The 18,937-nt window shown below is 44.5% G+C and carries 20 protein-coding genes; 5 read left to right on the top strand and 15 right to left on the bottom strand.

What is annotated here, in order from left to right; genetic code table 11:
• Positions 1-12: 12 nt before the first annotated feature.
• Positions 13-354, top strand: a complete 342-nt coding sequence (locus DSM107010_RS02445; protein ID WP_199755362.1) for an SH3 domain-containing protein — start codon at positions 13-15, stop codon at positions 352-354.
• Here the strand turns inward: DSM107010_RS02445 and DSM107010_RS41950 are convergent.
• The 8 genes from DSM107010_RS41950 to DSM107010_RS02410 all read right to left on the bottom strand — a co-directional run bounded on the left by DSM107010_RS41950 (position 330) and on the right by DSM107010_RS02410 (position 6,992).
• A complete protein-coding gene (locus tag DSM107010_RS41950; protein WP_258183955.1) occupies positions 330-461 on the bottom strand; it encodes a hypothetical protein in 132 nt (43 codons plus the stop codon). The genes DSM107010_RS02445 and DSM107010_RS41950 overlap by 25 nt on opposite strands.
• Complete coding sequence (locus DSM107010_RS02440) at positions 458-1,294, bottom strand: class I SAM-dependent methyltransferase (RefSeq protein WP_106168754.1); 837 nt, start codon at positions 1,292-1,294, stop codon at positions 458-460. Before DSM107010_RS02440 ends, DSM107010_RS41950 begins: the two co-directional genes overlap by 4 nt.
• Before the next feature lie 54 nt (positions 1,295-1,348).
• Complete coding sequence (locus DSM107010_RS02435; RefSeq protein ID WP_015157223.1) at positions 1,349-1,624, bottom strand: hypothetical protein; 276 nt, start codon at positions 1,622-1,624, stop codon at positions 1,349-1,351.
• Between the two features lie 503 nt (positions 1,625-2,127).
• A complete protein-coding gene (locus tag DSM107010_RS02430; protein ID WP_106168753.1) occupies positions 2,128-3,555 on the bottom strand; it encodes a RuBisCO small subunit-like domain-containing protein in 1,428 nt (475 codons plus the stop codon).
• 79 nt (positions 3,556-3,634) lie between these two features.
• Positions 3,635-4,525 (bottom strand): Rpn family recombination-promoting nuclease/putative transposase, encoded by an 891-nt coding sequence (locus DSM107010_RS02425; RefSeq protein WP_241994095.1) that lies wholly within the window; start codon positions 4,523-4,525, stop codon positions 3,635-3,637.
• Between the two features lie 56 nt (positions 4,526-4,581).
• Positions 4,582-4,926: a ribulose bisphosphate carboxylase small subunit gene (locus DSM107010_RS02420; protein WP_015157220.1), complete on the bottom strand. Its 345-nt coding sequence runs from the start codon at positions 4,924-4,926 to the stop codon at positions 4,582-4,584.
• Positions 4,927-5,021: 95 nt separating this feature from the next.
• On the bottom strand, positions 5,022-5,423 hold the full coding sequence (gene rcbX, locus DSM107010_RS02415) for a RuBisCO chaperone RbcX (protein ID WP_015157219.1): 402 nt from the start codon (positions 5,421-5,423) through the stop codon (positions 5,022-5,024).
• A 138-nt stretch (positions 5,424-5,561) separates the two neighbouring features.
• Complete coding sequence (locus DSM107010_RS02410; protein ID WP_015157218.1) at positions 5,562-6,992, bottom strand: form I ribulose bisphosphate carboxylase large subunit; 1,431 nt, start codon at positions 6,990-6,992, stop codon at positions 5,562-5,564.
• Positions 6,993-7,311: 319 nt separating this feature from the next.
• On the opposite strand from DSM107010_RS02410, the gene panB reads away from it, so the two are divergent.
• Entirely contained in the window at positions 7,312-8,088 is a 777-nt protein-coding gene (gene panB, locus DSM107010_RS02405; protein WP_015157217.1) for a 3-methyl-2-oxobutanoate hydroxymethyltransferase, read from the top strand.
• 12 nt (positions 8,089-8,100) lie between these two features.
• Here panB and DSM107010_RS02400 read toward each other — a convergent pair whose 3' ends face one another.
• On the bottom strand, positions 8,101-8,631 hold the full coding sequence (locus DSM107010_RS02400; RefSeq protein ID WP_106168752.1) for a HEAT repeat domain-containing protein: 531 nt from the start codon (positions 8,629-8,631) through the stop codon (positions 8,101-8,103).
• Between the two features lie 238 nt (positions 8,632-8,869).
• Here DSM107010_RS02400 and rlmN point away from each other — a divergent pair, with 238 nt between their 5' ends.
• The gene (gene rlmN, locus DSM107010_RS02395) at positions 8,870-10,045 is read left to right on the top strand and encodes a dual-specificity RNA methyltransferase RlmN (protein WP_241994094.1); all 1,176 of its coding nucleotides are present in this window, start codon (positions 8,870-8,872) and stop codon (positions 10,043-10,045) included.
• 703 nt (positions 10,046-10,748) lie between these two features.
• Here rlmN and uvrC read toward each other — a convergent pair.
• Positions 10,749-12,716, bottom strand: a complete 1,968-nt coding sequence (gene uvrC, locus DSM107010_RS02385; RefSeq protein WP_127022246.1) for an excinuclease ABC subunit UvrC — start codon at positions 12,714-12,716, stop codon at positions 10,749-10,751.
• Between the two features lie 493 nt (positions 12,717-13,209).
• Between uvrC and DSM107010_RS02380 the strand changes: the two genes are divergently transcribed.
• A complete protein-coding gene (locus DSM107010_RS02380; RefSeq protein WP_015157212.1) occupies positions 13,210-13,389 on the top strand; it encodes a hypothetical protein in 180 nt (59 codons plus the stop codon).
• Between the two features lie 14 nt (positions 13,390-13,403).
• Here DSM107010_RS02380 and DSM107010_RS02375 read toward each other — a convergent pair whose 3' ends face one another.
• The 3 genes from DSM107010_RS02375 to DSM107010_RS02365 all read right to left on the bottom strand — a co-directional run bounded on the left by DSM107010_RS02375 (position 13,404) and on the right by DSM107010_RS02365 (position 15,730).
• The gene (locus tag DSM107010_RS02375) at positions 13,404-13,811 is read right to left on the bottom strand and encodes a response regulator (protein ID WP_015157211.1); all 408 of its coding nucleotides are present in this window, start codon (positions 13,809-13,811) and stop codon (positions 13,404-13,406) included.
• Positions 13,812-14,036: 225 nt separating this feature from the next.
• Positions 14,037-15,347 (bottom strand): LL-diaminopimelate aminotransferase, encoded by a 1,311-nt coding sequence (locus DSM107010_RS02370; protein ID WP_106169017.1) that lies wholly within the window; start codon positions 15,345-15,347, stop codon positions 14,037-14,039.
• Positions 15,348-15,406: 59 nt separating this feature from the next.
• Positions 15,407-15,730 carry a thioredoxin family protein gene (locus DSM107010_RS02365; RefSeq protein WP_106169018.1) on the bottom strand — a complete coding sequence of 108 codons (324 nt, stop codon included), beginning with the start codon at positions 15,728-15,730 and terminating at the stop codon, positions 15,407-15,409.
• 223 nt (positions 15,731-15,953) lie between these two features.
• Here DSM107010_RS02365 and DSM107010_RS02360 point away from each other — a divergent pair, with 223 nt between their 5' ends.
• Positions 15,954-16,931 carry an alpha/beta hydrolase family protein gene (locus tag DSM107010_RS02360; protein ID WP_106169019.1) on the top strand — a complete coding sequence of 326 codons (978 nt, stop codon included), beginning with the start codon at positions 15,954-15,956 and terminating at the stop codon, positions 16,929-16,931.
• Between the two features lie 260 nt (positions 16,932-17,191).
• Here DSM107010_RS02360 and DSM107010_RS02355 read toward each other — a convergent pair whose 3' ends face one another.
• Together DSM107010_RS02355 and DSM107010_RS02350 are read right to left on the bottom strand one after the other, a co-directional pair.
• Complete coding sequence (locus DSM107010_RS02355; RefSeq protein WP_106169020.1) at positions 17,192-17,971, bottom strand: PspA/IM30 family protein; 780 nt, start codon at positions 17,969-17,971, stop codon at positions 17,192-17,194.
• A 216-nt stretch (positions 17,972-18,187) separates the two neighbouring features.
• On the bottom strand, positions 18,188-18,883 hold the full coding sequence (locus DSM107010_RS02350) for a PspA/IM30 family protein (protein ID WP_106169022.1): 696 nt from the start codon (positions 18,881-18,883) through the stop codon (positions 18,188-18,190).
• Positions 18,884-18,937: the final 54 nt, after the last annotated feature.

Here is an 18,937-nt window from a genome sequence, read left to right as displayed (position 1 = left end):
GAAAATTGTACCATGTTGAAAAAAACGCTCTTGGCTTCCGCCTTAATTTTGACCGCAGCCGTACCAGCGACAGCACAAGTTGGTCCAGGTATGAACGGTAATGACTACATCGGTAGCAATCATGGCGAAGGTCAAGCCTATGCCGAAGTTTGTACCCGCAATCGCAACGGTCGCTTGTCTTTGAGAACTGGACCAGGACAGAATTTTGGTAAAATTGAAGAGATTCCCAACAAGGATGTTGTCGCGCTCAACGATAGCAAATATGGCAGCGATGGATTCCGTTGGTGGAACATTTCCCATAATGGTAATCGTGGTTGGGTACGTGCTGATTATATTTGCGGCGATCCTGAATAATTAAATATATTTTCCTTCATTCGTAGGGTGGGCATTGCCCACCTTACGCTTTTTTCTTTCTGCCGTCTGCCATCTGCCTTTGACTGGCGATAAATATTTACGTTCATCTACCGATCTCAACTCGTAAAATTCGACCAGATTTTTTATATAAAGGTACTAAGATTGGAGTTAGGTATTTCAACCACCACGGTTGCAAACGGTGGGGATATTTGGCAAATTCGGTTAAATAATAAATTTCCTCTTTAACTCTAATTCCTACATTCCAAGTTTCTAGTTCTTGAGAATTGTCAATTCCCCAGCTAAATTGAGCGTTGGTTTTAGATACTGTATCGTGAGCTTGAGTATTCTTTGCTCGTTTAGAACTCAGCACGTCAAAAAGCATCTCGACTGGAGAAAACTGCTGGTGAATCTGCTGAAATAAGGTTCGTACTTCTGATGCTGTCAGATACATACTAACCCCTTCCATAATCATTAATACAGGTCGATCTTCTGCTCGATTAATTTTAGAAATCCATGCAGCATCTAAAAGCGAACTCGAAATTAACTGATAGCGATCGCTCGGAGTTACTAACTTGCGTTTTAGTTCGATGACTTCAGGGAAATCCACCTCATACCACTGCACCTCACCGTTATCGAGACGAAAAAATCGCGTGCAAAGTCCCGCACCTAAATTCACAACAATAGCTGTAGGATGAGTTTGCAGAAAATTTGAAACAGCGCGATCGTAAACTCTGGCACGAATAACACAACCTAGTTGAGATACCCATCCTTGACTATATTTCTCAAAGTCATAGTCTAACTTTTCGGCAATTTCTACTGCTTTTTCATCCTTGAGGATAGCATCTTGGCGTAAAGTTTCTACAGAACGAGCGTATAGAGTAATTGTTAGCGTTTCAGCCACACCCGTGAGTTTAGCAGTCGATTCTTTTACTTGACTCATAGTCTTTTAGATGCTGAAAAATTGGCTAGAGTTTTGGCGATCGCAAGTTTCAATCTATTCAAATTTATGCTGACATTGACGGCAAGCATGACATGGCTGAGTTCTGGGTTCAAAGTCGCGACAGGCAATTGCTGCTTCCGTACAGGCATTTATTGGGTTTACCGTGCATTTGAGCCGATAGTCGTTGGTGAAAAAGGCACACCCAGAACAGGGAATTTGATGTAGTGTTTTGATGCGATCGCTGGCTTTTTCAATGGAAAGGATGGCGCTAACGCAAGCGCCAATTGTCATTGCCCAAGCACAGCAAGCAAGAAAAATTGTCATTAACATTTGATTCCTATAGTTGGTTGCATGTCACGAGAGAGCTGCATTTCAAGATAATTTTGGCAGTGAAACCTAGATGTAATGAGACGAAGACAAACGAATTTTGCGTGTCAGCCGAGAATCTGGCTCACCGCACTTTTGGAACAGGCAAATTTTTTTGGAACACTCAAATTTTATTGATAATTACTTTCAATAAATTATTTGTATATAAAACTTAATATTTGCTGTCTGAACTCATACTGAAACCATGTTACTCAAACTAGACTACAGAAATTCATCTGTAGTCCCCCTGTTTAAGGGGGGTTGGGGGGATCTTCTCTGCCGTAGTCAAATGTAAATCAGTGCGTGATACTTGTAGGGGCGCACAGCCGTGCGCCCCTACAGATCGTGTTTTACCCAATTGAAAATTGCTATCAGTCGCACGTGCCAAACCTCCGTCAATAAAACAAATCAGGCGCTACAGCTAACTGCGCGCCCATACAGATTTATTACACTCAAACGAGAATTACTTACTCCGGTCGGTGGATAATTGTTTCCATCACCCGGCGCTTTGTTCTTGGCTCAATTCCGAATATTCGCAAATACTCATTTTGATATTCAGACAAATTGACTTCGAGCGCAGTAATTGCTTCTGATTCACCTACAATACTTTGACCGCAACTCTTCCAAGAATTAGTCCGAAATCGGCGTTTATCTACATGTTCGATACCAATGTGGTAGCCTTGCGCTATTAAATTTCGTACTTGCTCCAAAGTTTGTAAGCCAATTTGAGTTGATATTACCTCATTGTGACGATTATTATGAACTGGAAGCTCGTAAGATTCAACTGAGTTTACTACTCCACTACTAGCTTGGGGCAATTGAATACTTTCATTGACAAATCGATTCCCAGATTGCCAAACAGGAAGAGGCGTTTGTGTAGGTGAATAATTTTTTACTGGATTCTTTGCGGATTCTGCACCATTACCAAAGGGCGAAGTGACAGTTTCTGGCTGCGATGATTTCGGTTTTTCTGGTGGCGCTGGAGGAGTATATTCTCTAAAATACCTGTTTCCATCTAAAGCTCGATTATACTCTTTGACTAGCTGAGAACTCTGTACTTGTTGCTGCTCTTTCACCATCAAGTTACCCATTTCAATCAAACGGGATAGATTGAATTTGGGCTTGCTAAATTCTGGTGGTCGATCGGCACTATTTACAACTCTTCTCGATACCTGCTCTATACCAATTTTGAAGATAAAGTCGCGAATTTGCTCGTCGTAAATTCTAGAACGCAGGGCACTAAAGAAATCGACTGACTGGTTGGAGAAAGTATCGACTAACTGCTCTATTTCCCGTGATGAGAGTCCGTCGTCTGAATAAATTCCAGCTACGATACCGACTTTATCACTGCGATCGGGTTGCCAGTAAAATTTTTCCATTCTACCGTCTCGAATTAATGGCGCGTATAGAGTGGAAAAATCATTACCTGTAACAATAATTGGGACGCGATGTAAAGGTGTTTCGTCGTAACTACCAGGTAATTGTACGTTAGTTGGATTATCCGCAATATTCATCAGCGTGGCGTTTACCAACTGAGTATTCACCGTATACTGAGTGCCTTCATCAAATCGTCCTGCGCCTGCATCGAGATCGTTAATCATGATGGCGCACATTTTACCCCGCACGCGGATCAATTCTGCTGTCTCTCGATAGCGCAAACGCAGCAAACGCGAAGGATCTCCAGCATCGGGGCTTTCCAATTCACCACCAGAAATATGAGTAATTTCTATCCCCATCTTCTCGAATACTAAATCGCACTGAAAAGATTTTCCCTCGCCTTTACGTCCGTGAACGCCTAAAATCAACGGTACGCGAATACCAGGAATATTTAAATAATTCTTGGTGATAAATACAGCGATTTTTTCGAGAAAACGAGGTGCAATGTAGTAATTCATGAATCTATCAGATAGGTCGAGCCGCTTAAACTTATCTTAAGTTTTTTTTGGTTGTTGCGATCGCTTTTTCTCGATCTACTTAAGATTGCTGTTGTGCTACTTTTCTCACAGCATCTATGTCTAATTGCAGTTGTTCGGCAATCTGTTCTACTGTTAATCCTGCTTTCAGTAACAAGGGTACTGCTGCTAGTTTACCTTCCTCTCTACCTTGCTCTCTACCTTGCTCTCTACCTTGCTCTCTACCTTGCTCCAGCCCTTCTGCTAAAGCTTCCTGGTAGACTTTGGTTTGTTTTAGTTCGTTTAATCCCAACATCGCTTCTATCTCCTCTCTGCTCAAGTCTGGAAATTTGTAAACGAATACAGTTTCTACTAATTCTATAAATTTTCTCTGATTTCCGGCATCGGTTAATTCACGTCTAATTCTTCCTACCAACCGCCTACCCCGTTCCGAAGCAACCTCTTGTCTTAAACCAATGAGTTGCAATAAACTTAGTCCCAAAGATAGATTTTCAGTTTCGCCTAATTCATCTAAGTAGATGCGCTGGAATTGGGAACTAGATGCAAATACCCGATACTGTCTAGGTAAACCTGGATCTAAACTACGTCTGGTAAAAACTAAAATGGCTTGCCAATCATTAACTGGTTGGTAGTCGTGTAAATACAAAAAAATTTGGCTAAAAAAACTGGAATAAAGAACTTTTTTGCTGTCTTTATAACCTTGAACTTCGACAAAGACAATAGGTAAGTCAGTAGCGTAAATTGGCGGTACTAAAATACCATCTATCCGAAAGCTAGTTTGTTTGACTTCTTGGGAGGCAAAGCTGTAGGTAATATTTCTAGCGGATAAATTACCTATAAGTTCAAAAACGATACTTGGATCGGTTTGGAAAATTTCGTAGAATAGACTATCTGTTTGCACGGGCGATGCCAAAAGCGGTTTGCGAAGCAACCACCGCACTAAAAAATCCACAAAAGGAGAGGTAGAATCTACCCCTCCTTTCAAAACACTTTAACTATTTCTAGTTTTTAGTAGTATCTACCACCACTGCTGTTGGGTTTGTGAACCAAGAAGCTGAGGATTTGACACTGCTTGACGTTATCGAAACCAACGATCCGAATGTAGCAGTTGGAATACTGAGAACGGCAAGCTTGAACTTCATTCAATACTTCTTGAGTGCTTCCAGCTCCAAACAAAGGCAGCTTCCACATTGTCCAATAACACTCTGTTGGTTCAGAGCTTTCGTTGAACTCAATTGCTGGAATGTATCCTTGACTCAGAATGTACTGAACTTGACGACTAATTTGAGCGTCAGTTAGAGGAGGCAAATAAGATAGAGTTTCGTAGCGCCGATCTTTTGGTAGCGTTTGCATGGATTATCTCTGTGGGTTGCTGAAAAATTGATGATTGTCATTTGTCATTTGTCGTTTGTTGTAGAAACAACTAGTAACCAATAACTAATGACGATTTAAGGACTATCCAGATTGGTTTCTGAGGTAGTTTGCGGCTCAGAATCAAGGCTAGGATTTGTTTCTAGTTGCGTAATCCGCTCTAGATGCTGCTTGCGGTGTTGCATGTTGGCTTGCTGAATCCCAGCACGTACCATCTCAGGTAAGAAATCAGCCACTTCCTCCGCTAAATGTTCTCTGACAGTCATGATTCGCAATGCTAAATCAGGCTTTTCTCGAAACAAATTTTCTATGTACGCTTCGCCGTCTTGTATTCTGTCAGTCGCAGAAAAGCGATGCAGCCACAGTGCCAGAGGAGGGTTAGTTTCACCAATTTGCGCCAACACCGTTCTTACTGCCTGATAAGTTAGGTAGCTTTGCAGCGTCTTGGCTGTGTCCTTCGCAATTCGCTTTATATCCATGCTTGACCCCAGCCTTTGTAGAGTTATGAGGTATGAGTCGTGAGTTTTGAGTATTCTAGCTCACTCACCACTACGAAGCTAATGGGGCGCGAGGACACCTCGCCGCCCGCTGCTTCACCACTCACTACTCGCCACTGATTAGAGGGTATCAACTGCCTTGAACTCGAACTTGATTTCCTTCCACAGTTCGCAAGCAACAGCCAACTCAGGCGACCACTTAGCAGCTTCGCGAATTACATCGTTACCTTCGCGTGCCAAGTCACGTCCTTCGTTACGAGCTTGAACGCAAGCTTCTAGAGCTACGCGGTTAGCAGTTGCGCCAGGAGCGTTACCCCAAGGGTGACCGAGCGTCCCACCACCGAACTGCAAGCAGGAGTCATCACCAAAGATTTCTACTAGCGCTGGCATGTGCCAAATGTGGATACCACCAGAGGCTACAGGCATTACACCAGGCATGGAAGCCCAATCTTGAGTGAAGAAAATACCGCGAGAACGGTCTTCTTCAATGTAGTTTTCGCGCATCAGGTCAACGAAGCCCATCGTGATCCCGCGTTCGCCTTCTAGCTTACCGACTACTGTTCCAGAGTGCAGGTGGTCGCCACCAGACATCCGCAAGCACTTAGCTAATACGCGGAAGTGAATACCGTGATTTCTCTGACGGTCGATTACGGCGTGCATAGCGCGGTGGATGTGGAGTAACAAACCATTATCGCGGCAATACTTCGCCAAAGTGGTGTTAGCAGTGAAACCACCAGTTAGGTAGTCGTGCATGATGATTGGCGTACCGAGTTCTTTAGCAAACTCAGCCCGCTTCATCATTTCTTCGCAGGTAGGAGCAGTAACGTTAAGGTAATGACCCTTAACTTCGCCTGTCTCTGCTTGTGCCTTGCCAATTGCTTCTTGAACGAATAGGAAGCGATCGCGCCAACGCATGAAAGGCTGAGAGTTAATATTCTCGTCGTCTTTGGTGAAGTCTAGACCACCGCGCAAGCACTCGTATACAGCCCGACCGTAGTTTTTCGCCGATAGACCGAGTTTGGGCTTAATCGTACAACCCAACAATGGACGACCGTACTTGTTTAGTTTGTCGCGCTCAACTTGAATCCCGTGGGGAGGTCCTTGGAATGTCTTCAGGTAGGCGACAGGAATTCTCATGTCTTCCAGACGCAGCGCTTTGAGGGCTTTGAAACCAAATACGTTACCTACAATCGAGGTCAACATATTAGTGACGGAGCCTTCCTCAAACAAGTCGAGAGGATAAGCCACAAAGCAGAAGAACTGGTTATCTTCACCTGGTACTGGCTCGATGTAATAACAACGACCTTTGTAGCGGTCTAGGTCGGTTAACAAATCCGTCCATACAGTCGTCCACGTACCAGTGGAGGATTCAGCAGCTACAGCCGCGCCAGCCTCTTCTGGAGGGACTCCAGGCTGAGGCGAGACACGGAAACAAGCCAGAACGTCTGTATCTTTGGGAGTGTAATCGGGGGTGTAATAAGTCAGTCGGTAATCTTTAACCCCTGCCTGGTAGCCCGATTTGGTCTGGGTTCTCGTTTGCGCGTAAGACATATTTTTCTTCCAAGAGTCAGTCTCTTCCACTCGCTAGTTAGTAAGTCTATTCCTTGCCAACCAACGCGGTTTTTAACAATATATCAAGAATTGAATTAGTTAAAATTTAAATGTACTGTACACATTTATAAAAATTTATTATTAAACTTGTATTTTATTAAATTTTGTTACAAATACTGCTGAATGTATCTGAATCAGTTACCAGTTATCAGTTATCAGTTATGAGAGGGCGCAGGGAGTAGAGAGCAGGGAGCAGGGAAAAACTTACCTCTTGCCTCTAACCAATTACCCATTACCCATTACCCATTACCACTCTCTTATGCCAATCACTACCCAGCAATTAATTCAATGGAAGCAACAAGGACAGACAATTGTTGCTCTAACTGCGTGGGATTACACTACGGGGCGATTGTTAGATGCTGCGGGAGTGGATTTAATTTTGGTAGGTGACTCTTTAGCAGTCATGCTGGGCTACGAGACTACTATACCTCTGACATTAGAAGAAATGTTACATCACGCTAAGGCAGTCCGCCGAGGCGTGAAAAGAGCGTTGTTAGTATTCGATTTGCCGTTTCTGACTTATCAGGAAAGCTTTCAGCAGGCTATGCATTCGGCGGGAAGGGCGTTGAAAGAAGCAGGGGCGCAGGCGGTAAAAATCGAAGGCGGACATCCGGCAATTATAGAAACTGTTTCGCGGTTGGTACAGGCGGGGATTCCAGTCATGGGACATATCGGTTTGACACCCCAATCGATCCATCAGTTGGGATTAAAGCAACAAGGTAAAACAACTACGGCGGGAGAGAAACTGATTGCTGAGGCGATCGCTCTCGAAGCAGCAGGAGCCTTTAGTATTGTCTTAGAACACATTCCATCAGACTTAGCGGCTCAGATTAGCCAAAAATTGACGATTCCTACTATAGGTATTGGTGCTGGTTCTAAGTGTGACGGGCAAGTATTAGTCACTGCCGATGTGTTGGGTTTGTCTGAACGGCAACCGCCCTTTGCCAAGGTGTATGTAAACTTAAGTGAAGCGATCGCTCGGGCAGTGCAAGATTATGCATCTGAGGTGAGAGAGCATAAATTTCCAACAAAATAGCGATCGCATCTTTTACTCTTCTAGGCAATTAAGCAAACCAAAAGCTTTTTCTCGCACGTAAGAGTTCGTATGCTCCGTAGCTTTGAGTAATAAATCCTTGACATCTTCTGAATAAATCAAACGTGAAAAAAGTAACTGGTCAAGTATACCAATTCCCCAAAATTGAATACTAGGGTCGCGATCGCTAAGAAATTCAGGAATCCATTTGAGAACGTGGCGATCGCCAACAACTCTCAAGAGTTCGATAGCAGAAATTTTAGTTTCAATACTTACTGTATTTGACTTGTAAAGTTCATAGCAATATTGCATCGCCGTTCGCGGATGCAGCCGCCACAAAATATGTCGAGTTAGTTCGCTACCAGGCTTACCTGAAATGTAGTAATCTACAGCGTTACGTAAATTTTCTTCTCCAATTAAAACTTCAATTGCTTGCAAAGCTAAATCGCTGCTACCGATTTCACTATATCCAGTTACACTGGCGGAATTTTCTACAAGCGCACCCACTTGTTGAGCCAGCAATTTCCAATCGACTATTTCAGGCATATTTTCTTACTTTGCTATTGGAGCATCCAATCTTAATTGTCATCGGTGGGCATTGCCCACTCGAAATTTCTAAAACATAACGAAACTAGTAAATCAGAAGAGAGAGCATAAATTCCCCTGGGGTGGGTTATTTAACGCACCCTACTAAGGAACTCGAATGCATTCCCATAAATTGCCTCATATTGTTTCAGCAATAAGCTACCGTCGTATAGTGAGCTGAAATTTTTTACTTGAAATTATGGTTAATACAAATAGGAGCCAGGAGTCAGGAGCCAGGAGTCAGGAGGGAAGAGGACAAGGGGATAAGCGAACAAGGGGACAAGGAAGCAATCCCAGCCACCAGCCACTAGTCACCAGTCACTCACCCCACACCCCACACCCCACACCCCACACCCCATTACTAGGTTTAAATCAAGCACAACTCACCGCCTGGGTACAAGCACAAGGACAGCCAGCTTATCGCGGTAAGCAATTATACGATTGGATCTATCACAAAGGAGCGCGATCGCTATCTGAAATCTCAGTGTTTCCGAAACAATGGCGTAGTAGTGTAGAAAATGTTTCGATCGGGCGATCGCAAATTCATCATCGCACTGTAGCTCCTGATGAGACTGTCAAATACTTACTTCAACTTGCAGATAATCAAATTGTTGAAACTGTAGGTATCCCAACTGACAAGCGCCTTACCGTATGCGTCTCGACTCAAGTAGGGTGTCCGATGGCTTGCGATTTCTGCGCCACGGGTAAAGGGGGCTTTCGTCGCAACCTTGCCCCGCATGAAATTATCGATCAAGTTCTGACAGTCCAATCTAACTTTCAACGGCGCGTCAGCCACATTGTTTTTATGGGTATGGGCGAACCCTTGCTAAATACAGAAAATGTCGTGGCGGCGATTCAATCTCTGAACCAAGATGTGGGTATCGGACAGCGTTGCATGACTCTTTCTACTGTGGGAATTCCAGGGCGAATTCTTAAACTTGCTAAATACCAACTACAAGTTACCTTGGCGGTTAGCCTTCACGCCTCTAACCAAGCTACCAGAGAAAAACTGATTCCCAGCGCCCAAAAGTACTCTCTCCATGACTTACTTTCAGAATGTCGCGAGTACGTGCGTCTTACTGGTCGCCGCGTCACGTTTGAATATATCTTACTTGCTGGGGTAAATGACGGCATAAAACAAGCAGCTGAGCTAGCTCAGCTGCTACGAGGTTTTCAAAGTCACGTCAATCTAATTCCTTACAATCCGATTCGAGAAGCAGATTATCAGCGACCGAGTTCAAGTCAAATTCAGGCTTTTGTTAACGTCCTGAAGCAGCAACAGATCGCTGTGAGCGTCCGCTATTCCCGTGGATTGGAAGCAGAGGCGGCTTGCGGTCAACTACGGGCGCAGCAGCTACAGCCTTCATTGGGTTAATACCCGGCGCATATGCTTCTATAACTTTTCCTGTACGAGCGCACGTCACCATGAGATAGTCACAGCTATTGCATTGCGTGCGTGTTAGTTCGCTACTTAATACATAAAATCTTTCTGCTTCGCTGCCACAGTTGGAGCATCTAATCTGTTGTTTTATTTGCATTTGACAAACCTTTTGAGCCTAAGAATTTTTAAGAAAGAAGAAATAAAAACTGGAAGGTCAATCGAATATATAGTTGGGAACGCGATTGTTGAAATCTAGCTAGTCGATCCAGCTAGGTTTTGTCCGAGACAGTCATTTTTTTTCGTTCCAGTATATATTCTCGCAAGATTTCAGCTCAGTATCCATGCCACTTTTGGTAGAAAATATAAAAAGTTTGCGTGGACACTACTTCGATTTACTGCGATCCCCATGATGAATCCTTTGATTTTGTAGCTTAGATAACAGTGTTAACAGACTTTCTAATGGCAGTGAGCGTTGACTCACTACTAAGATAATCGGTAAACCGATCCCCGAGTCCAATCAATAATTTGACTCACGATCGGGTTTTCTCCTATCAATTTTTAACCATTTATTAAGGTTTGGTTTCCATCGAGAGTTAGATTGCTTGGATACGATCCCCAAGCGAAACAGATAGAAAAACGCCGAGCGCTTTTCTATCTACAAATTGTCAACTTATGTCAAATTAAATAGAAAAATTGGTCAATTTATGCTTTGAGGTGGGTGAAAATAGTTATAAATTTCCCCTGCCAAGCGAGAACCGATACCATCTACTGTTGCCAGTTGCTCGATACTGGCTTGGCGAATGTAGTCGATCGAGTGAAAATGCGCTAGGAGTTGTTTCTGGCGATGGTAGCCCAAACCAGGAATTTCTTCTAGACGCGATCGCCTCATCTTGTCGCTACGCTGCTGGCGGTGGAAACTGACAGCAAAGCGATGTGCTTCATCTCTCAGTCGCCTAAGTAATTGTACTCCCGATTGTTCCGCATCTGTCGCCAAAGGTTGAGATTCGCCTGGTAAAAAAATTTCTTCCCGCTGCTTGGCTAAGCTAACCACTCGCAAGTCTTCCATCAAGTTCATTTCTTGCAAGACAGCTACAACTGCCGATAATTGCCCCTTACCGCCATCAATCATCACTAAATCGGGCCAGTCGGGGTTTCCCACTCGTTGCATTTGCGGATCTTCCACGTATTTACGAAAGCGGCGTTGAATCACTTCCGCTAAACTGGCAAAGTCATCGGAATGACCAGCCGTAACCGTAGGATTTTTAATCTTGTAGTGACGATAGTATTGTTTGGCAGGTAAACCTTCAATAAACACCACTTGGGATGCAACCGCATTGGAACCCTGAATGTGAGAAATATCGTAGCCTTCAATTCGATGCGGTAAGTCGGGTAAGTCGAGAATGGCGGCTAGATCTTCCATAGCTTGGGAGTTGCGATCGCTCAATTTTTGCGTTCGTGCCAGTTCGTACTCGGCATTTCGTTCTACCATCTCGATCAATTCTGCTTTCAACGCCCTCTGGGGATTCACAATCGTGACTTTCCGCCCCTTACGTTGGCTTAACGCTGTCGCTAGCATCTCCGCTTCCGGTAATTCGTGCTGCACTAAAATTTCTGTAGGAATCTCTACATCGTCAGCAGTTTCATAATGTTGTTCTAAGACACGCTGTAAGATTGCTCCTGGTTCTAATTGGGGTGTGGGGTGTGAGGTGTGGGGTGTGGGGGCAGAAATTTCTAAATTGGGTGTGGGTAGGGGCGCATAGCTATGCGCCCCGACTTCGGCGACAAAACCGAGGCGACCGACGAGTTGTCCGGCGCGAATTTGAAATAACTGAATGCAGGCGTGCTTTTCATCTGCTGCCAGGGCGATCGCATCTCGCGAGATCGTATCATCAGGTAGCGATACCTTTTGATCGGCATTCAGCGACTTTAAACCAGCAATTTGGTCGCGAATTCGTGCTGCTGATTCAAAATTTAATGCTTCGGCGCTAGCTTGCATTTGTGCGGTCAGGACATCGATCAATTCCTGCGTTCGTCCTTGGAAGACCATCGCTACCTTTTGCACGGTTTTGCGATATTCTTCTGGTGAAATTAGTTTTTGACATACCCCTGGACAGCGCCCTAAGTCGTAATTGAGACACGGACGGTCTTTAAATAACGGTTGCGGGCGTTGCCGCAGAGCAAAGATTCGCTTTGATAGCCGTAGAATCGTTCGCAGTAAGTGAGCGTCAGTGTATGGTCCGTAAAACTTGTCTTCTTTTTTACCTTGGCGGCGATTGCGCGTGATGAAGATGCGGGGATATTGCTCCGACCAGGTGATACAGACGTAAGGATATTTCTTGTCGTCTTTGAGTAGAACGTTGAAGTAAGGCTGATTTTGCTTGATGAGATTAGCTTCTAAAGCAAGGGCTTCTGCTTCTGTATCGGTAACGATAAACTCAATATCGGCGACCTGTCGCACCATCATAGCAATCCGATCGCTCAGTTGCTTGGGGTCGCGAAAATACGAACGTACCCGCGATCGCAGTTTGCGCGACTTGCCGATGTAAATAATGCGATCGCTGCTGTCGCGCATGAAATAAACCCCTGGTTCGGGAGGAATTTCTTTCAGCCGACTTTCTAATCGCTCTGGATCTCTTACCAGTGGTAATGTCTTCGATGCTGTCACTACCCTCTAAACCCGCTTGCCTTAAGTCTCTTCCTCTGTCATCCTATCAAACTGCACGCAGAAGGGTTGAGGATTGGCGGCTGGAGGTTACAGACTTTAGTTGAACTCTCTATACTGAGGGTGAAATCTCAATTCTCATTCCCAGACTTCGACTTGCTTCCTAATACCTACTAATAGTCAGAGAAGCTTTGTTTATTCCTTACCGCTCTTCTTACCTATTGATTTGCACCAAATTAATTCTAAAAAGAATATACTGATCGAATAAATTGTCTGCTTTAGCCGAGTTATTTATATTTCTATAATAGTAAATATACTCTTTTTATTTCTAAAGGCGTGATAAATTATACACCAACTATAAAGTATAAATTAAATTTGGGTTGCCAAAGATGAAATTCTCACAGATCGGCTAAATTCTACATTAGCTGAGATTAAATTGGTTCTAGAAGTCAAAAACGATAAGTTATTTGAGGAGCTTGCTGCAATAGGCTGAGTTATGAATATAGAAGAATTTGAACTGAACTATCGAAACGGTATTGATGACACGCTCAATCAACTTCAGACAGCGGTGTTGTTATTAGCACAACTAGAAGATCGAATTACAGTTATCGGTCAGGACTTACAAAATCTCAGCCAGACAGTAGAGGAGTTTGTGACGCAACAGCGCGATGAATGATTTCAGAAGAGGTTCTACGATCGCTGTAGTTCTTCTTCTATTGCCTGTTTCAAATCTCTCAAACTGACTGGCTTGACAAAATAACGCTTTGCACCCAATTTCAAAGCTCGCTGCTGGTCGGCTTTGAAAGCAAAAGCAGAAACCACAATAACTGGAATACTTTGATAGTCTTGTCTGCAACTCTTTTGTTCGAGTAAAGTATAACCGTCAATACCTGGTAACTTTAAGTCTAATAAAATTAGTTCGGGTCGAAAGTCAGCCAAAGCTTGAAAAAATCCAGTGCCATCCGCTAAACCCAAAACCTGGTATCCACAAAAAACTAGATAATCTTCCAACATCTGTCGATTGAGATAGTTATCTTCAACCAATAAAATTCGTTGTGGAATAGGGTTGGCTGGTGCAACCGATCCAGCGTTGCTCACTTGTGTAATTAAATAACTGTTGTTGCTTGTATCACACTTCAAAGTCTTATATTGAAGACCAATTTAAAACAAAACTGAATTTACATTTGCGACTAGTTGTTACTTAGCTAGTTATCATTCATATTAATCAAGCACAAGTATAATGGCAAATTGTCACCGAGCGAGCAGTTAGCGAGTGTCGGAAGCAAGCAAGGGTGCAATTACCAAAATTTTCTAATCTTTACTCTAATCATTTAAGAATTGAGCGATCCGATCCACAACTGTTTCTAAAACATCAGGCGATTGAACCAGAGCAAAACGGACGTATCCTTCACCAGATTTACCAAAACCAGCACCGGGAGAAACTGCAACTCCAGTCGCTTCTACTAATTGAGTGCAAAAGCTGACGGAATCTCTATCCCAAGGTACAGGTAGTTTTGCCCAGATATACATGGTTGCTTCAGGGATGGAAACTTGCCAGCCAATACGATGCAAAGCATTCACAAAGCGATCGCGGCGTTGGCGAAAAGTTTCTACCATTCTTTGCACTCCAGTTTGGTCGCCACTCAAAGCAGCGATCGCCCCATTTAATATGCCTCGATATTGATTAAAATCGACTGCGGCTTTCACCTGGCGCAAAGCTGCAATCAGTTGAGAATTACCGATTGCATATCCGACGCGGAAGCCTCCCATGTTATATGACTTAGAAAGGGTAAAAAACTCAATCGAAACGCTTTTCTCTGGATCGGCTTGCAAGATAGAAGGAGCTAGGGGAGAATTCGGAATTCGGAATTCGGAATTCGGAATTAATTGTGACTTGTGACTTGTGACTTGTAATTGCTCCCCCAGCCTCCTCAGTTCCCTCAGCTCCCTCAGCTCTGTTCTACTCCCTGCTCCCTGCTTCCTGCTCCCTAAGTCCTCAAACACCAAATCGACATAGGGGAAATCGTGGACTAAAACTAAATCGTGTTGTTGGCAAAAAGCGACTGCCTCGCGGAAGAAGGAAAGGGGTGCGACGGCGGTGGTGGGGTTGTGGGGATAACTCAGTACCATCATCCGCGCCTGTGCTAATACCGGGGCAGGAATGTCGGCTAAAACAGGTAAAAAATTATTTTCTGCCAGCAGGGGCATGGGATAAATTTGACCGCTAGCAAGGTAGACTCCGCCAGCATGGGAAGGATAGCCAGGATCGAGGAGTAAAGCAAAGTCTCCTGGGTTGAGTATGGCTAGAGGTAGATGAGCTGTCCCTTCTTGAGAGCCAATTAAGGGCAGAACTTCAGTTTGTGGATCGACAGCAATACCAAATTTTTGCTCGTACCACTGGGCTGCGGCTTGGCGAAAGTTTTGAGTGCCGTGAAAAAGTAAGTATCCGTGGGTTTTAGGGTCGTGGAGAGATTGGGCGATCGCTTCTGTAACGTGCGCTTCTGCGGATAGATCGGCAGAACCCAGGGACAGGTCGATCGCATCTCGCCCAGCTAATATTGCTCTTGCCTTTGCCCGATCCATATCGGCAAAAACATTTGCTTTCAAGCACTCTAAACGATTGGCAAACTGCATAATTTTTTGAGGAGTTAGGTAGAGGCGCACGGCTGTGCGCCCGTAGAAGTTTCTTATTGCTACAAATAGGTATCTAACATATCGGTAATTTTTTGTTTGCTCAGCGCTCCTTCGGAAGCAGCAATGACCTCCGTACCGCGAATTAAGCGCAGGGCAGGGACTCCTTCTACTTTGTACAGCTTGACTGTAGCAGGGTTAGGATCGACTTCCATTTTCACGACCTTGAGGCGATCGCTATAGTTCTCAGCGACCCAATCAATAGCAGGTGACATCAATCGGCAAGGACCACACCAAGAAGCCCAGAAGTAGATCAATACGGGTCGGTCAGCTTTTACAACTTCTGTTTCAAACTCTTTGTCTGCGATCTGAATTGCGTTGCTCATGTGACTATTCCTTAACAGCCTCTTGTACCACTCAACTATTATCAGTTATCAGTTATCAGTTATCACTGACCGATCGCCACTGACCGATGACTAATGACCAAGCTGGTTTAAACATAAATGCCCGGTTTTCCAAAAATTCATCAGTTGCAGGTGTAGTACTCATAGTATTCTATCTAGCCCTTTGAATTGTCTTTGCGATCGACAGCGTTCCAAGAGGATTTCTATGAGTTTTACTGCTATGCAACGAAAATGGGCTATGACTGCGTTAGCGATCGCTATTTTCACAGGTTTAGGCAGAACTAGCAGCGCTCGAACTGCAACAGCAACACCAACACCTTTATTCGAGCGAGTTGCCAGTTACAGTACGACGATCGCGGCGAATCAAAATCCAGCAGACATATATTATCCCCAACAGCCTCCTAAAGAGCAGGGGCGACAGCGATTTCCCGTTGCCTTACTGCTGCCAGGAGCAAATGTTGATAAGTCTAGTTATAGCGATTTCGCCAGAATTGTCGCTAGTTACGGGTTTGTTGTAGTCGTTCCCATTCAACAGCGATCGCTGCCTCAATTTGGATTTACAGGGCTGCTGCCGGATACTTCTCAAATCGACGCAGTTTTAAACCAAATTAAAACGGAAAAATCTAATTCTACTCCAATTGCGAAGATTGTCGATCTTCAAAAACTCACATTACTCGGTCACTCTGCTGGTGGTGCTGTCGGTTTATCTGCGATCGGCAACTTGTGTATTATTCCTGTTACGTGTGAGGGTTCCTTCAAACGTCCTAAAGAGCTTGTAGGTGGGGCATTTTTTGGCACAAGTCTGCGCGACCCAGCAACTCAAGAGTATATTCCCATCAAAAATGCTGGTATTCCTATTGCTCTGATTCAAGGCGATCGCGATAGCATTGCTTTACCCAAAAGAGCGCAAGCTACTTATGCCAATATCCAATCTCCGCCCAAAGCTCTGATTACCGTTTCAGGCGCAAATCATTACGGCATTACGAATACCAATAATCCACCAGGTCCAATCCCCGACTCTAATAAACCACAAATCGAGCAATCGCAGGCAGTAGAAACTGTAGCGCGTTGGAGTGCGCTGTTTTTACGGGCGGAGGTATTGGGCGATCGGCAAGCTTTCGATTACGTCTACAAAACGGGAGACGCTCGCGATCGCCGCGTCAGCGTTACTAGCCAACAGTGAACAGTGAACAGTTATCAGTTATCAGAAGGAGTCGTGGGGGCGGGTTCACCAAAGCTCTCTGACTGCGACGAAGATTTCGGGTGAACCCGCCCGTACAGGAATCGTAGGGGCGGGTGCGCGCAAATAGATGAACAACTTCAGCCGGAAATCTAGGCTCAAAACCCGCCCGTACAGGAGCCAAGAGTAATTTTAAATTTTAAATTTTGAATGCGTGAATTTTGAATTCTCCCCTTGTTTCCCTTGTCCTTCGTTGCCAAAATTTACAATTGATCCAACTGTTTTTTCAGGTCTTCTAACTCTGCATCCACAACTGGACTTTTGGCAGCAGTTGACTGCTCGTTTGCTTGTGGTAGAGAAGGTTGATTTGATGATGTTGCTGGACCTAGAGACATTTGAGCTTTTAATGCTGCTAGTTCGTCATCGACATCGCTACCAGCTTCTAATGCAGCAAATTGGCTTTCTAGATCGTTCCCAGCTAGTTCTCCAACCGCCTGCGCTCGGGCTTCTTGCATCATGACTTTTTCTTCCATGCGCTCGAAGGCTGCCATAGCACTGCTAGTACCTAAGCGTCCGACTGTGCCTTGTAGTTGTTCCTGCGCTTTAGCAGCAGAACTACGTGCTTTGAGCATATCTTTTTTCGTCTTTGCCTCAGAAATTTTACTTTCCAAAGCAATCAGGTTGCGCTTGAGGGTATCAATTTGAGTCAGTTGCCCATCTAAAGTAGCTTTGAGCGTATTTGCCGTTTCGAGATAAGTTTTCTTACGCTCTAGAGCTTGCCGAGCTAAGTTTTCATCGCCTTTTTGCAAAGCTAGACGGGCGTTGCGATCCCACCTTTCTGATTCATTTTGATTTTGTTTGTATTGCTGTTCGGTACGTTTTTGGGCAGCGATCGCTTGAGCAACACCTTGCCGCAACTGGATTAAATCTTCCTGCATTTCTAGAAGCGCTTGCTCTAGAATTTTTTCTGGATCTTCTGCCTTGCTGACTAAATCGTTGAGGTTAGATTTGACAACCCTGCTAATCCGGTCAAATAATCCCATAATTGTGCTTTTCCTTCGGGGTTCACGGTTTGAGTAGTAGGTAGCGAGTGCTGGCGCAGCACGAATGATTTATGTTTGCTCAAAGCAAAGTTAATTCATCTCTGCTTTTATTCTTAACATATGCCCTATATACAGTTATCAGTTATCGGTTATTAGTTATCAGGGTGTAGGGTGTAGGGTGTGGGGTGTGTGTGGTACGTGGTCACTGGTCACTGGTCACTGGTCACTGTTGGGTAGTTGCGGCGGGGGTGTTTGTCCTGAAAGTTGTGCTTTCATGCTGGCAAGTTCAGAATCAATGTCGCTGCTGGCTTCTAGGGCGGCGAATTGTTTTTGCAAGTCGTCGCTACTTAATTCGGCGATCGCCTCTGATTGAGCTTCTAGCTGCAAAACTTTTTCTTCCATCCGCTCAAACGCACCCAGAGAACTCGTTGTATTGACACCCCCTATCATTTCATTCAGTCTTTGAGTAGCTTGTGCCGATCGCGCCCTAGCGATATACATATCTTTCTTAGTCCGCGCTTCAGAAATTTTGCTCTCCAGTGTTTGCAAATCTTTCTTCAGCCTGACGACGATATTATTTTGCTGTTCGATTTGGGCTGTGAGGGCAGTAGCCGTGTCTTGATAGGATTTGCGGCGCGTCAGTGCTTCCCTTGCTAACACGTCGTTCCCTTGCTGTAGGGCAAGTTGAGCGCGACGATACCATTCTTCAGAGTTAGACTGAGCTTGGTGAGCCTGTCTTTCGGTGCGCTTTTGGGTAGCGATCGCCTGTGCTACAGCCTGTCGCAGTTGAACTAAATCTTCCTGCATATCCATGACCGTTTGCTCCAGAATTTTTTCTGGATCTTCCGCTTGCCCAACCAAGGCATTAAAATTAGCGCGAATAACTCTGAGGATGCGGTCAATCAATCCCATGACAGCTCTCCATTCTGATGAACGACTTAATTGGTGTTGTTCTGGCTTAAAGCT

This window comes from Chroococcidiopsis cubana SAG 39.79, from assembly GCF_003991895.1.
In the GTDB taxonomy this organism is placed as follows: domain Bacteria; phylum Cyanobacteriota; class Cyanobacteriia; order Cyanobacteriales; family Chroococcidiopsidaceae; genus Chroococcidiopsis; species Chroococcidiopsis thermalis.
The sequence above is the reverse complement of the archived record's forward strand: the minus strand, read 5'-3'. Positions and strand labels throughout refer to the sequence as shown.